Genomic DNA, 14,705 nt, shown 5'->3' with positions numbered 1-14,705 from the left:
AGGAGTTATTATGGATGATATTGTTAAAGAAGATATTTCTACAATTATAGGGCAGATTCAAGATTATTTAGATGAACTTGAAAGTCATTTTGAGAAATTAGAATCCAAAAACACAAAAAATTCCGAAACTATTCGGAATATGATTGAAGAAATGAGGTTAAACCTTGAGACATTGCAGGATTTTCAAGATAATTAAATATCCTATTCGTTGTTTGCATGAAGTAACACCATTTATTCAATGTGCTATTTAGTGTTTAGTCTTAGAGGAATAGATGCAGCTTCACAGCATTAAAGTGTTATTTGTTGGGTATCTAGCAATGATATTGTTAGGTACATTTTTGCTGACTTTGCCGCCCATGTTTTCTACTAATATGGGGTTTTTAGAGGCTTTTTTCACAAGTGTTTCGGCTATTACATGCACAGGCTTAATTATTAGGGATACTTCATTAGATTTTACTTTTTATGGTCAAGTTGTAATTCTTGTATTGATTCAAATTGGCGGTTTTGGTTATATGACTGTGATTGGAATCCTTTATATTGCTATTTGGGAAAGATTAAGCACCGCAGAGAAGAGTGTTATTAATATTGTCGAAAATCTTAATCATAAATCTCTTAGCGGCGTAGAGAAAGCCGTTCGTAATGCGTTTATCTTTGTGCTTTTCGTAGAATGTGTTGGCGCGCTTATTTTATCGCCTTATTTTTGTTGGAAGTTAAATGATACTAAAATGGGTATTTGGGCAGGAGTATTTCACGCCATTGCGGCTTTCAATAATTCTGGTTTTACAATTTTTAATAATAGCCTCATTGATTATCAGGCTGATATTTTTGTAAACGTTGTTGTTGCTTTACTTGTTATTATTGGTGGAATAGGGTATGTTTCAACACTTGAAATTTCACGTTTTTGTTATTCTCGAGTGAGTTATAAGATTTTTCGCAAGGAAGATTTCGTAACTAGGTTAAGTCTTAATGCGCGCATTGTAGTCGTTGTAAACACATTGCTTGTGTTATTTGGTATGCTGAATATTCTCATTTTTGAATGGAACAATATTAAAACACTTGCTAATATCCCTTTCTGGGAAAAAATTATTAATTCTTTTTTTACTTCCGTTTGTTATCGCACAGCTGGCTATAATATTTTTGATATGAGTGGATTTGATGATAGAACGATGTTTTTTTCAGTATTTTTTATGATAATTGGTGGTAGTCCTGGTGGCACAGCATCAGGAATTAAAGTAACGACTTTTGCAGTGCTGATTGCGTTGTCCATTGCAATTATTAGGAATCGTAAAGATACGATTCTTTTTAAGAGAACTATTGCACAAGATATTGTTTCAAAGGCTTTTAGCGTTTTCGCGATTGCTGCTATTTATCTTTTGGTAGCAACTTTTTTGCTTTCAGTTTTTGAGCCAGATATTCGCTTTCTACCATTGTTTTTTGAGACTTCTTCGGCATTTGCTACAGTGGGAATGTCGATGGGCGATGGTGGAGTGTTGAGTCTTTGTTCTAAATTTGATACTGTTGGCTTATGTATCATTATGATCCTTATGCTTTCGGGTAAGATTGGAATTTTAAGTTTCACTCTTATATTTGTAGGCGGCACAAAGTCTAAGCATGTGCAATATCCCCAAGAGAGAGTGTTGATATGAAATTCGATAGTTTCATTTAATCATACAACAGTCAGGAGTGTAATATGGCAAAGAGTTATGCTGTGTTAGGTTTAGGTAGGTTTGGTTATCATGTTGCTTTAGGGCTTATAGAAAATGGTGAGAATGTTATTATTTGCGATAATAAAGAGTCAAGTTTTATAAATTTACGCGATAAAGCAGAACAAATTTATATTTTAGATTGCACGGATAAAATAGCTTTAAAAGAGGCTGGAGTAACTGAACTGGATATGGTTATCGTAAGTATTGGCGAACATATTGAAGCAAGTATTTTAACTGTTATGGCGTTGCGTGAGCTCAATAATAAAAAAATTATTGCTAAGGCTATTTCTAGTACTCATGGTGCAATTTTAGAAAAATTGGGTGTAGATGAGGTTATTTATGCTGAAAAACAAGCTGCAAAAAGATTATTAAGCGAAATCACTGAATCTAATGTCGAAGATATTGAATTGAGTGCAAATATGAAAGCCTGTAAGGCTGTCGTAACGCGTTATTTTGCAAAAAGAAGCATCGGTACAATTCGAGAAGAAGATAATGTCAAAATAGTTGCTATTCGCAGAGGCGACAAGTGGGATATTGACGTGGAATCTGACTTTATTCTACAAAGAGGCGACGTCGTTTTGTTTTTGGGTGCAAGGGTAGATATAGAAAAAATTACGCAAACTATTGAAGCGTAAGATTATCTAATTATTTTGTAATAAGAGAGTGTAAATGAATGCAAGTAATATAAAGAAACGCGATGAGTTATTGCATGAGGACTCTGGTTTAGAACCCTTAAACGATGAGAGAGATATTCTTATGCCCACTCTTTGTTTGGTTGTCCCTGCTTTCAATGAGGAAAAGGTGTTAGCCAAAACCTTAGAAGTGTTGTTGAGTAAACTGCAACATCTTATCGAAGAAAAATATATTACAAAACAAAGTATGCTTCTCGTTGTTGATGATGGAAGCAATGACGCAACTTGGGAAATTCTTAAAAATAGTGCTAAATTATTTTCAGATTCTTGGAAAGACAATAATTATCAAAGAATCCAAACTTCTTGCCCCCCCCCCCCCGTTTTATTGCATTAAAACTTTCTCGTAATTTTGGACATCAAAATGCTCTTTTGGCTGGGTTACATTATGCAACTAATAAATGTGATTGTGCGATTAGCATTGATTGCGATTTGCAGCAAGATGAAGAAAAGCTTACTGCTTTTATACAAAAATTTCAATCTGGGAATGACATTGTCTTGGGCGTCAGAAAAGATAGGAATACTGATTCTATCTTTAAAAAATATAGTGCCGTTGCATTTTATGAAGTAATGAAATTATTAGGGGTAAAGATTGTTAAGAATCATGCTGATTTTAGATTGTTAAGCAATAAGGCATTATTGCATTTGGGAAATTATACAGAATTTCATTTTTTTCTACGTGCTTTAGTTATTGATATGGGGTTTAAGCAGGATGTTGTATATTTTGACGTTAAACCACGTTTTGCAGGAGATTCTAAATATCCGTTATGGAAAATGTTGGCATTTGCATGGGATGGCATTACAAGTTTTTCCATTAAACCATTGCGTTTAGTAAGCGCATTAGGTGCTGTTATCTTTTTACTATCATTATTGTTTGGTGTGTATGCGTTATATGTGAAGTTTTTTACAGATAATGCTGTATATGGTTGGGCTTCTACTTTGATTCTGTTGTGTTTTTTCAGTGGATTGCAATTATTAAGTTTAGGCATTATTGGTGAATATATTGGGAAAATGTATCAAGAGGTAAAAGCTAGACCTAAATATTGTATTGATGAGATTATAGATTCCTGTGAATCTTAATTTATGTTTCTCTTTAGATTGTGTTGATACAGGAATATTACAATCTACTTATGTTGCAAAGAAAAATTATAGAATGCAATAATTTCCAAAAAATATAACATGTAAAACATTAGAATCTAGGATATTCTTATTGGGAATTTGGCGAATAAAGCAACTACTTAGATCATTGTTAAATAAAGAAATAACTAGGAATCTTGCAGTTTAATTCTATCTACATTGATAGCTTCCTTTAACACATTACGCTTTGAAAGTATCAATAAAATATGTTTAGACTAATATAGAAAGCTATACGTTAAATATTTATGCCGATAAAAATAAATAGAATTTCATAAACTTAGACTACACTATAAAGAACGCAAATCCCAACAAGATATGCCTATTACTCGATTCTATTTTGACAATCTAAAAGAGCAAGAAAGTGCTTTTGAAAATCTTATTTTAGATTATCAAAGTATGCGCAAAGTATTAGTGATAAAGACTTAAAAAAGTTACTTCAAGCTACCCACAGAACACAAACAAATAATCTACAATGTTATTATCATATTGTTGTTAATACATACGATGTAATTTAGATTATATAGGTTGATGGCTTTAATTGTAATATTCTTGTTAATGTAGAGTTATTTTGGTGCTTATGGAATTTTTTGGCTTTAGTGGGAGAAATCAGACGATAAATAAAGAGATGATTAAAAAACTTAAAGATAGTGCAGAATATGTTTGAGGAAATATTTATAGTATTCTTGTTCATTTATGATTGCAATTCATTGCATTTACCTTTTTCTGTTTTTAACATCTAAGAAAGTACGGGAAATGCTCAAAGCCCCTTACGCATTCCTAGAGTATTTTTATATCCTTTTATAAATATCGCTAATAATTATATTGATTTATCCCTATGGCGTGCTGGTTTCTAAACTTTGACTAAACAATTTATTATCTCGTATCCTTACACATAAACCTCTTTATTGCACTATCTTTAGTAAAGTTTATCTCCGCGTCAAATGTCTATATAGAATCGAGAATCTACTTGATAAAAAATATTTTCTTTAAATTTATTTCTATTGTCTAGTTGGATAATAAAAAGTTAGTCTCATTATAGCAATACTCTCTTGTTAATAGGATTTATCATTGTTATACGTGGATTCAAAAGTAATTTCTTTTCTATTATTTCTATCATTTCCCTTTTTGTCAATTTTTTTTGGACGTTGTTTCTTTCTTTTATTTAATTCTCAAGCATTTCATGTTGTTTTGCTTATATTCTTTCTTTTTAATGGCTACTAAGAATAACTAAGCTGTGGAAGATTCACAAACCAAAGAGATAGTGAAGTAATTTTATAAGGTTGTATGTAGCTTTTATTGTATTGCATAAGATTACTATTAATAAAAATAGTAGAGTGAGTTTAACTTCATGTAACAAAATTTATTATTGTATTCGAGTGGTTAAAGTTGCTTTTTATTAGGATGTAAGAAAGGTATTGAAAGTAAATGCAGCGGAAAGTCTTTAGGTTTTAAGATTTATTTCATATTCTATTTCATAATATTCAAAATCTTTGAGTAGAGTTTTTCGCTTTGTTTCATCTGGAACAAAAAGTAATAAATTAAGAGAATCCTGATTCTTAAAATAGGAAAAGTCTATATGCCTTTGTCTTAAAATTTCGTTTAGGCAGAAGAATTTATAATCGTCAAGGTTTTTCACTGCGACTTTAGTTGGATCTATTTTTAAGTCACGTTCTCTCTTTACCTCAATAGCAATATCAAGGATATTAGCAGGAAATTGATAATTACTCACTTTTGTGATTTGTTCTGTATTCTGTAGCCATTGCGTATTTTTTGTAGTATCGACTTTAGGAATAGCAGTAAAACTTTCTTTAGGTGGTATGATTACTGGAGATTCTTCAATTACAATATCGTTATTCTGCAGCTTTTGGTAGAAAGCATAAAGACTGTATCCTCCAGTGACAACAACAATAAAAGCCAAAGCTGCAATCACACCTTTAATAATCATATAGCTTCACAACTCTTTTGTAATATTTAATCATCTTTATTCTGTAATTGTTCCTTAAGGTTACCTAATACATCGCCTAGTACAATTTTTTCATGCGAGTTATATTCATTGAGTTCTTGTCTTTCTTTTTTCTTTTGTAATCTGCGAATAGAAATACGAATCTTGTTTGCTTTTTTGTCGATGTGCGCTAGAGAACCTTCTAAAGTGTCGCCTATTTTGATGTTTTCTTTGCTAACATCTCCTAAATCTTCATTGCGTATAATTGCATCGACTTCCTCTCCTTCAATCTTAAGGAATATTCCAAAATTCTTTATAGTAACAACCGTACCCGAAACGTCATCATCAATATGATATTTTTGCGCGAATTTGTCGACAGGAGATTGTTCCAAATCACGCATATTAAGTGATATTTTTTCATTTAACTTGTCTATTTTTTGAATCTTAACTTCTACCTCTTCACCTTCATGAAATATATCCATACATCTTTTGGATTTATTCCAAAAAGCATCTTCATTATGTACTAAGCCGTCTACTTGCCCGATATTAACAAACATACCAAATGAAGTGAGTGTCGCAACCTTGCCTTTTATTATGTCGCCTACTTTATGTAATTTTGCGAAAGATTCAAAAGGCTTATCTTGTAGTTTTTTGAGGCTTACACGTAGTTTTCGATTGGCAGGATTAATTTCGATTACTTCGACGTCAACCTCATCTCCGACTTTTAGGTAATCTCTAGGCTCTTTGATATTTTTCTCCCAAGACATTTCTGAAATATGTAAAAACCCTTCAATATCATTACCCAAATCTACGAATGCACCATAAGATTCTATGTTGCTTACAGTAACTCTAATCACGTATCCAACTTTTATTTCGTTTGCAATTTCTTTCCAAGGATCGTCTGATAGAGCGCGAATAGAGAGAGAAAGCCTGTTTTTTGTTTCATCAAAAGATAAAGGTTTAACTTGTACGGTGTCTCCTATCTTATAAAGCTTGAATGGATTAACTGGTCCTTTGTAGCTAATTTCTGTAATATGCACTAATCCTTCAACACAACCAATTTCTACAAATATTCCAAACTTTTGTATGTTTTTTACAACACCTTGATATGCTAAACCGCTTTCTAGAAGCTTTTTGGCATTCTCTTTTTGAATATTGGAATGAATATTTAAATATCTTTTACGAGAGACTACGATAGAACCTCTCGCAGCTTCTACTTCGATGACACAGGCTTTAATATTTTTTCCTTCATGTTTAGTATCGTCCCTTAATGCAGCGGAATGCTTAGGCATAAAATATTCTGTTCCGTGGCTAGATTTTATAACAAATCCGCCTCTATTTTTTTTGGTGATAATTCCTTCTACAACTTTATCCTTATAATCATCACCGAACGACTTTATTTCATCGAGAGTTTGTTTGAATTGCAAAGCTTTTTTATAGGAAACTCGCAGACCATTTTTTTTTGAAATATGTACTAAAATATCATCTCCAACTTTAAATAATAGTTTTCCTTCAGCATCTTTAATCTCATCAATGTCCATATAGCCTTCTTTTTTTTCTTGGACATCTATCATTACTGAATTATTACTTATTTTAATGATTTTTCCCTCTTTTAACATATTGAAGTCATTATTTTTTTCTGAACGGCTAAGTATTTCTGCAAAATCCTTTCCCTCATTTGGATACATCTCGTCGATTTTCTCTGGACTCACTAACATCGGTTGCCTTTAATCTGGTTAAAATTTGTATATTTTAGTATAATTTTCTTTGAAATTGAATAAAAAGTCTGCAATTTGTGTTTATTATTGCACATTTATTTTTCCTAAAATAAATAGCAGGGTTTTTGAGCTACATGATAGCACTTTATTTTTGCAATTCAATATTGTAATAATCCAGTCCTAAGGATACAGATATGCGAATCGTTATTGCAATTACAGGAGGTGGAACAGGAGGGCATCTATCTATTGCTAAAGCATTGGGACTTGCTTGTAAAGAGCAAAATATACAGACGGTTTATATAGGAGGAGTGAAGGGTCAAGATAGAGAATGGTTTGAGAAAAGCGATATTTTTACTAATGTATTTTTTTTAGATTCCGTGCCAGTTGTTAATCAAAAAGGAATAAAAAAAATCCATGCTTTTAACAAAAATATATTGCAAGCGATACAAGCAAAAAAGATTATGAAGAATCTAGGAGTTAAAGCATGTATTAGTGTGGGCGGTTTTTGCGCGGCTAGTGGCGGATTTGGTTCGCTATTTGGGAGGATACCTCTTTTTATTCATGAACAAAATGCTTTTATGGGTTCTCTTAATAAATTATTAAAGCCTTTTTGTAAGATGTTTTTCTCTAGCTTTACATTTCCAAATTCAATAATTATGCCCTATCCAACAAACGCAATATTCTTTCAAACACAAAGAATACGAAAGCATTTAGATTCCATGCTTTTTTTGGGTGGTTCGCAGGGGGCTAAAGCAATTAATGATTTTGCTTTAGCGATTGCCAAGAATCTGCATGAAAAAGGTATACGCATTATACATCAAACGGGTAGAGCGGACTTTAATAGGGTTGAAACAGCCTATCGTGAGTTGGGATTTGTTACGCAGTCACTCTCAAGTTTTGTGAATCATATTGATTCTGTATTGCAAACAAATCCTCAATCCTCAATTTTTGATACACAAGGTGCACTACAAAAAGAAGTTATTTTGTTTGATTTCAGTGAGAATCTCTCAAGCATTATGGCTATGAGCGATTTTTGTATAAGCAGAGCGGGGGCATCGAGTTTATGGGAGTTGACAAGCAATGGACTCCCAACATTGTTTGTTCCTTATCCTTATGCTGCCAAGAATCACCAATACTTTAATGCAAAATTCTTAAGCGATAAAGATTGTGCTAAGATGTATTCCGAAGAAGAGATTAAGGAATATTGCAAAACTTCAGCTAGCAAGGAAAAATTATTGGCAGAGATTTTTTCTATTCCTCTTGAGAAATATTCAAGAGATCTTATACATTGTGCACAAAAAGATGGGGCAAAAGAGATCGTGGCAAAAGTTATAGAATCTCTCAATCCTTGAATTAAGTGCTAAAACTTGCATGTTCAAATAAGAATTTATTTGTAGCTTATTGTTGCAAGTGAGAGACCTGCATGTGAAACTAATATAATGATTTACTCTTTTTTACTCTTTCATGCCAGCGATTTGGTCTTTTGTGATGAGCGTAATGCCAGCTTCTTGATTAAACTTAGATTCTTTAGTATCAGCAAGAAGTCGACTAATTGCAGCCTTATCAAGCCCGGTCGGATCTATGAATATTCCCTGAAATTTTTCCTTATTTATTTCTCTGAAAAATTCAGAATCTTTCTTTGCTATGACAACGTTATTGTTTTTACTTTGGCTCATAATGTCAATTTTTACGTTAATTTCTACTTTTGCCTGATTGGTAAGAATGAGAAATTTTTTTACATATCTTACTTGATGGTTGCTGTAATAGCGATACATAGCTTGTTCATTTGCGGCAGTGATTTTGCCCTTATCAAGCTTTTTGATTGTTTGTCCTAAGAAAGTCATCATGCAATAGGGCTCATTAATATTATGCTTAAAGAAGACATTGCGAATAGACACAGATTTCATGCCAAATTCCCAAATTTGATTGTCTAATTGTGTGGCGGTTACATTAATAGCTTCTTGTGTTTTTTCACGTAACATATTCATTGTTTTGCGGAATACGGCTTCGAAAATCTTAAGATTTTTTTCTGCAAAACCTTTACATAGTGCTTCGAGATTCTCTGCTGCTTTTGTGAGGGTTTTGCTTTCTTCATGGGATTTATCCGCATTAATTCTTACTCTGTTAATCTTTTCTTTTAACTCATTTTCATCGCCTCTTTTTGCATCGAGTCTATTACGTAGAACTTTAAGCTCATGACTTGAAATTCTGATTTTATTTTGAAGTTGCATAATACGTTCTTTTATGCCCGTTGTAGCACGTACAGCACCCTTATAATGAAATTGATATTCTAAGAATGCTTCCTCAAAAATTCTTTCAGGATTAACTTCATTCTTAGTAAAAAACGCGTTGGAATATTCTAGTGTGCCTAGTCTGCCATGAAATTCAGCAAACATATCGATATTGAGCTTTCTGTCTGAAAAAATTAAATGGTCTAGTGCCTTATTTAAAAATCGTTTGCAAATCGAAAAGTTAATCAGTGGAGCAAGAGAGGGAATATCAATTTCTTGTAAAAACTCGATACTTTTCAATTCAACAGCAAAGTATTCCTTAATGCAGTCTTGAATACTTCTATTGAGCTCTATTTCTTGTAATTTAAGATAGTTTGTTTGAGCAAAGATTTTTTGTGTCTCTTTAGCCCGTAGTTCTGCTTCTTTGTTTTTTAATTCTTCATCCGTATTGCTTTTCCAAAAGTCTATTTCACGGATTAGTGAATCAGGTGCGAATTCTTGATATTTAGAGGCTCTTGCATCGGTTACTTGTATTCCGTTTTCTCCTGTTCTAAATTCCACATACATACCTACAGCAGGTCTGTTTCTTCCATCATGCCAGCTATCTTTTTTGAGTTCAAAGATTTTTTTTGACGCATTCATGATAACTCCAGAACCTGTTGTAGCTGTGTAACGTGTAATTTTTCCGTGCATATCAACTCCTTAATTCTGTGATAAGATTTTAATTATGCTATAATTTTAACCAAAAACTTCGAGGATTTCACAATAAAAAGAATATATATCTTTGCTTTTATCAGCTGCCTAATTTTATTTTTATGGATTACGATAATATTTGGTTACACAGATCCGAATATTGCATTGCAGGGTGTTCAAGTAGAAAATAAATTCTTCAAGATTGATAGCTTTGGCAGTAAGTTTGCAAATTTCAATATTCAAGTTTTTGGATACTTAGCCTATATATATCTTCCATTATTGTTATTTCCACTTTATCGATTATATGATAATACGCAGTACTCTTTTCGTAAAATTCAACTTACTTTTGCGACGTTATTGTGTTTTTTATCGTTGTTAATTTTGCAATCACTTATTTTTGGTGTTGGTGTTTTGGGGAATGAAATTTGTAATGCGATCGCTTCTTATATTGGAATCCCCGGAGTTATTATTGTAATATTATTACTTGCCGGTATTGCTCTTTTTATGGCTTGGAAGAAAGGCATTGTTCTTATGCAGCATCGTATTGGGGAAATAATGAATGCAGCATTTATTTCTTTGCAATCTTCATTTAAGAAAATGCAAATGATGTTAAAGGATATTAAACTTAGCCCCATTGAAAGAGTCAACAGAAAAATACTCAATACAGAATATAGTGAAGTACAAACGATTACAAAGAATCCAGACACATTCAATGAGCCACTTATTGACAAAGTATTGGATGAAAGAACACAATCAGATACTAATCATAAAGACAATTTTATTACACAAAATGAAATACAAGAGGGCAATGGAGTGCCGCTTGTGCAGAATACCGTTAAAGCGAAAGTGCAAGAAACTACGCATATCTTCCCATCCACATTAGCAAATTCGCAGCATCAAAATCAAAAGTCTTTAGAATCTACGGAAGTGAACCCTCATTTTGATGGCACAACAAATTCAATTCTCTTTAATCCAAAAAAAGATTCTCAAATAGTGAGTAAAACACTGCATTATAATCTTGATAATATCGAACAAAGAGTGGACAGCCTTACGAAAAATTATATTCCACGTACACAAATAGTTGAAATGCAAAATGATGATACTTTAAAGAAATTTCATAAATTGCCTAAAGTAAAATCTGAAATAGCAATACATGGAATAGAGCAAACAAAGAGTTCCTCACAAGAGGAGGAATCATCTAATATTCTTAAAAGCTTTGTGAAACCAATAATAATGAAAGTAGATGAAAGCAATTTTCATGCTCAACCAAAAACCATTCAGATTTCAGAGAGCAATGTTGACATTTCATTTGTCAAAAAATCGACAAAGACTACGCAAACGCATACTTTTACACCAGTATCTAGTGATATTTCTCCCTTACAAATTGAATCTTTAACTCATTTAAGTGCGCATACAAATTTGCAGAAAGAACAAAATACCATAGCGGATATAAAGTATTTTCCACAAGCTATAAAAGATAAAGAAAACACAAAAGATTTTTCCTTTATTAGATTTGATTCTGCAATTACACCAATATCAATACCCCAAGAGGACACAATTAACCCAGCAAAAAAATCTTTAAGAAAGCCCTATAAACACACAACATACACGTCTTCTAAAGAAATGCCGTCTGGAGAATCTGATAGCATGATTAATATTTTAGATTCTGCAACAAACGGTACATCTTGTTTGATTTATAGAGAATCAACTAAGGCTCCTGAAGAGATTCTCACTGCTCATACTGATACAAATATCGATATACAACATACATCACAGCAAGGTTTTACAGAATCAGAAATTCGAAGCACTCTAACAGAATCTGATGACAATACGAAGTGTAACAATGTGGAGCAGGTTGCACAAGCTATGCCAAATGTCGATAATGGAGGGTCGCAAGCACATCAGATAGCATTCAATACCACATCTGAAATCAAAGAAAAAAATCACACTCAAGATGAAGAACATTCTATTGATTCAGCACTCGCTATTTCGCAAACTAGCACTGAATTATCTAATAAAAATGCAGCTATCGATATAAATATGGGATTAGATTCTGATACTTCTCATAAATCGATTATACATAATACCGTAAGTCATGATAGCTCACAATCTATCTCTGTATCGCAACCCGTTGCACAAGATTATGCAAATGCCATATCACATCTGAATCTTTCAGATAGCAATCAAAGCAATACTGAACCAGTGGCGCAAGAATCGCAGTCCGTACAATCGCATGATTCTTCGAACAATACCGTACAACTAGAAGAGATAAAGACTACTGAAGATTCTCAAAATCAACCAAACAACTACCATTTCCCCCCACTTTCATTGTTGCAACTTCCCGTGCATCAAGAGCAAGTACAGGATACGGAAATTGATAGTAAAATAGCTAACCTACTTAATAAGCTTCATGTTTTTAAAATAAGAGGAGATATTGTTCGCGTTTTTACTGGACCAGTAGTAACGACCTTTGAGTTCCGACCAGAGCCAGATGTTAAAGTGAATAAAGTTCAGAGCTTGCAAGATGATTTAGCGATGGCACTTAAAGCAAAAAGTATCAGAATCCAAGCACCAATTCCAGGAAAAGACGTTATAGGTATTGAGATTCCAAATGGCAAAACACAAACAATTTATTTACGCGATGTTTTAGAATCTAGTATGTTTTTGCATTCGCCAAATCCTCTTAGTATCACATTGGGCAAGGATATTATGGGGAATATCGTAATAGAAAATCTTGCTAAACTCCCCCATTTACTTGTAGCAGGGACGACGGGTAGCGGTAAATCAGTCGGAGTGAATGCCCTTATCCTTTCGTTGCTTTATCGTAATAGTCCAGATGATTTGAAATTAATGATGATAGATCCGAAGCAGGTTGAATTTGCGCCCTATGAAGATTTGCCACATCTTATTACTCCTCTTATTAATGCTCCAGATAAGGCTGTGCAGGCTCTTTATGCGGCAACGATAGAAATGGACAAACGTTATAAAATACTCTCTGATGCAAAAATGAAAAATATTCATTCTTATAATGAGAAAATAGATTCTAAAATGCCATTCTTTGTAATTGTGATTGATGAATTAGCAGATTTAATCATGACAGGCGGCAAGGATGCTGAAGCCTCTATTACACGTATAGCACAAATGGGACGTGCCGCTGGTATGCACTTGATTGTAGCCACGCAGAGGAGTAGCGTAGATGTTGTAACGGGATTGATTAAAACTAATTTACCTTCGCGCATTAGCTATCGCGTGGGGAATAAAACGGATTCTAAAGTTATTCTTGATGAATTTGGTGCGGAAAGATTACTAGGAAATGGAGATGGATTATTTAAATCTGTCGATTCGCTTAAGAGGATTCATGCGCCATGGGTGAGCGAACAAGAAATTGAAAGTATCGTTGATTTTATTAAAAAGCAAAGGGCAGTACAATATGACACTAATTTCTTGAGCGAACAAAAATCTAGTACTTTAAACTCTAGCGATAGGGTTGCAGAGGGTGGGCTGTTAGAAGAGGCTAAAATGATTATTTTAAGAGACAATAAAGCATCAATTAGTAATCTTCAAAGACGTTTAAGTATAGGTTATAATAAGGCGGCAACGATTATTGAATCATTGCAGGCAGAAGGTTTTCTATCCGCTCCTAATACTAAAGGAGAAAGGACAATATTAGGCTCTTAATTTGTGATTCGCTGCTTGTTTTGTCCAAAATAATATACTACACTTTCATTACGTGTATTGAATGTTCCATTCTTTGAATCATATCCTTTTAACTTCATTGAGTTGATAATCTTTCTCCTATTCTCTATTCTCCTATGGCAGCTTAAATATTGCTTATCATAGAAAATATTAATATTCTCCTAAGAAAATATTCCTTGTTTAATGAGTAAGCCTATTAAATTGTTACTTGTGTTGTAATGGTTGGAGATGTTCTTATTATTTTTGATGTGGGATTGTCTTTAGGATAATTTATCAATACAGATTCTGAATATTATATAAATGATAATGGAGGATTATGGTAGTTCGCATAATGGTCGGAGTAGCGGGATTCAAACCCACGACCTCACCCACCCCAAGGGTGCGCGCTATCAGGCTGCGCTATACTCCGAGACAAAAAATGATAGCATAATTTAATGAAATAAGCATTGTTTGCAGTAATGTTTGCAGATAAATTAATGCAAATTAACGTTACGCGCAGTTTTTGTTTATAAACGTACTTTGTAAAAATTCTTCTAAATTATATTTTTTACGATGATTTTCTGTGAAAATGTGTACAATAATTTCACCAAGATCAACCACAATCCAATCCTCATTTTCTTCGTCTGTATTGTGAATTTTTATTCCTTTGGATTTTAGTTCCTGTCTTAAATAATGAAGTAATGCCAAAGCATGTTTGCCGACGCTAGCTGTTGCAATGATTACAAAATCTGCAAAGTACTCTTTATTGTGTAGATTGATAATACTTATGTCGCTTGCTTTCTTAGAATCTAGAGTTTCTTTAATTTGATTTGTTAAAAGATAAAACGTACGATCATCTTGATTTGAGAAAGAAATTTGTTGCTTTTGTGTCTGCTGCATATCTATCCTTATTG

At 33.1% G+C, this 14,705-nt stretch carries 11 protein-coding genes and 1 tRNA gene; 7 read left to right on the top strand and 5 right to left on the bottom strand.

Annotated features, from left to right (window positions below; translation table 11 throughout):
* Positions 1 to 10: 10 nt before the first annotated feature.
* The 5 genes from CQA66_RS03720 to CQA66_RS03705 all read left to right on the top strand — a co-directional run bounded on the left by CQA66_RS03720 (position 11) and on the right by CQA66_RS03705 (position 3,475).
* Positions 11 to 196: a hypothetical protein gene (locus CQA66_RS03720; RefSeq protein ID WP_104762443.1), complete on the top strand. Its 186-nt coding sequence runs from the start codon at positions 11 to 13 to the stop codon at positions 194 to 196.
* Between the two features lie 76 nt (positions 197 to 272).
* Positions 273 to 1,646 carry a TrkH family potassium uptake protein gene (locus CQA66_RS03715; protein ID WP_115582544.1) on the top strand — a complete coding sequence of 458 codons (1,374 nt, stop codon included), beginning with the start codon at positions 273 to 275 and terminating at the stop codon, positions 1,644 to 1,646.
* 44 nt (positions 1,647 to 1,690) lie between these two features.
* A complete protein-coding gene (locus CQA66_RS03710; protein ID WP_104762445.1) occupies positions 1,691 to 2,341 on the top strand; it encodes a potassium channel family protein in 651 nt (216 codons plus the stop codon).
* A gap of 34 nt (positions 2,342 to 2,375) precedes the next feature.
* Complete coding sequence (locus CQA66_RS09580) at positions 2,376 to 2,732, top strand: glycosyltransferase family 2 protein (RefSeq protein WP_267892937.1); 357 nt, start codon at positions 2,376 to 2,378, stop codon at positions 2,730 to 2,732.
* Complete coding sequence (locus CQA66_RS03705; RefSeq protein WP_267892938.1) at positions 2,702 to 3,475, top strand: glycosyltransferase; 774 nt, start codon at positions 2,702 to 2,704, stop codon at positions 3,473 to 3,475. Before CQA66_RS09580 ends, CQA66_RS03705 begins: the two co-directional genes overlap by 31 nt.
* Before the next feature lie 1,498 nt (positions 3,476 to 4,973).
* Here the strand turns inward: CQA66_RS03705 and CQA66_RS03695 are convergent.
* Positions 4,974 to 5,477, bottom strand: coding sequence for a hypothetical protein (locus CQA66_RS03695; RefSeq protein WP_233707668.1), 504 nt, complete (start codon positions 5,475 to 5,477; stop codon positions 4,974 to 4,976).
* Positions 5,478 to 5,503: 26 nt separating this feature from the next.
* Entirely contained in the window at positions 5,504 to 7,192 is a 1,689-nt protein-coding gene (locus CQA66_RS03690) for a 30S ribosomal protein S1 (RefSeq protein WP_104762446.1), read from the bottom strand.
* Between the two features lie 194 nt (positions 7,193 to 7,386).
* Between CQA66_RS03690 and CQA66_RS03685 the strand changes: the two genes are divergently transcribed.
* Positions 7,387 to 8,544, top strand: coding sequence for a UDP-N-acetylglucosamine--N-acetylmuramyl-(pentapeptide) pyrophosphoryl-undecaprenol N-acetylglucosamine transferase (locus CQA66_RS03685; protein ID WP_233707669.1), 1,158 nt, complete (start codon positions 7,387 to 7,389; stop codon positions 8,542 to 8,544).
* A gap of 102 nt (positions 8,545 to 8,646) precedes the next feature.
* On the opposite strand, the gene CQA66_RS03680 is transcribed toward CQA66_RS03685, so the two are convergent.
* Positions 8,647 to 10,116 carry a hypothetical protein gene (locus tag CQA66_RS03680; RefSeq protein WP_115582543.1) on the bottom strand — a complete coding sequence of 490 codons (1,470 nt, stop codon included), beginning with the start codon at positions 10,114 to 10,116 and terminating at the stop codon, positions 8,647 to 8,649.
* A gap of 39 nt (positions 10,117 to 10,155) precedes the next feature.
* Here CQA66_RS03680 and CQA66_RS03675 point away from each other — a divergent pair, with 39 nt between their 5' ends.
* On the top strand, positions 10,156 to 13,794 hold the full coding sequence (locus CQA66_RS03675) for a DNA translocase FtsK 4TM domain-containing protein (RefSeq protein ID WP_342352823.1): 3,639 nt from the start codon (positions 10,156 to 10,158) through the stop codon (positions 13,792 to 13,794).
* Positions 13,795 to 14,144: 350 nt separating this feature from the next.
* Here the strand turns inward: CQA66_RS03675 and CQA66_RS03670 are convergent.
* Together CQA66_RS03670 and rsfS are read right to left on the bottom strand one after the other, a co-directional pair.
* Positions 14,145 to 14,221: transfer RNA gene (locus tag CQA66_RS03670), tRNA-Pro, on the bottom strand.
* Positions 14,222 to 14,301: 80 nt separating this feature from the next.
* Entirely contained in the window at positions 14,302 to 14,691 is a 390-nt protein-coding gene (rsfS, locus tag CQA66_RS03665; protein WP_104762449.1) for a ribosome silencing factor, read from the bottom strand.
* Positions 14,692 to 14,705 lie beyond the last annotated feature (14 nt).

This window comes from Helicobacter aurati, from assembly GCF_003364265.1.
In the GTDB taxonomy this organism is placed as follows: domain Bacteria; phylum Campylobacterota; class Campylobacteria; order Campylobacterales; family Helicobacteraceae; genus Helicobacter_A; species Helicobacter_A aurati.
Note: the sequence above shows the minus strand (reverse complement) of the source record. Positions and strands in the feature narration are given on the sequence as shown.

What these genes read in the sequence shown, in the direction of transcription:
- CQA66_RS03720 (WP_104762443.1), top strand. Translation starts at nt 11, where the DNA reads ATGGATGATATTGTTAAAGAAGATATTTCTACAATTATAGGGCAGATT.
- CQA66_RS03715 (WP_115582544.1), top strand. Translation starts at nt 273, where the DNA reads ATGCAGCTTCACAGCATTAAAGTGTTATTTGTTGGGTATCTAGCAATG.
- CQA66_RS03710 (WP_104762445.1), top strand. Translation starts at nt 1,691, where the DNA reads ATGGCAAAGAGTTATGCTGTGTTAGGTTTAGGTAGGTTTGGTTATCAT.
- CQA66_RS09580 (WP_267892937.1), top strand. Translation starts at nt 2,376, where the DNA reads ATGAATGCAAGTAATATAAAGAAACGCGATGAGTTATTGCATGAGGAC.
- CQA66_RS03695 (WP_233707668.1), bottom strand. Translation starts at nt 5,477, where the DNA reads ATGATTATTAAAGGTGTGATTGCAGCTTTGGCTTTTATTGTTGTTGTC.
- CQA66_RS03690 (WP_104762446.1), bottom strand. Translation starts at nt 7,192, where the DNA reads ATGTTAGTGAGTCCAGAGAAAATCGACGAGATGTATCCAAATGAGGGA.
- CQA66_RS03685 (WP_233707669.1), top strand. Translation starts at nt 7,387, where the DNA reads ATGCGAATCGTTATTGCAATTACAGGAGGTGGAACAGGAGGGCATCTA.
- CQA66_RS03680 (WP_115582543.1), bottom strand. Translation starts at nt 10,116, where the DNA reads ATGCACGGAAAAATTACACGTTACACAGCTACAACAGGTTCTGGAGTT.
- rsfS (WP_104762449.1), bottom strand. Translation starts at nt 14,691, where the DNA reads ATGCAGCAGACACAAAAGCAACAAATTTCTTTCTCAAATCAAGATGAT.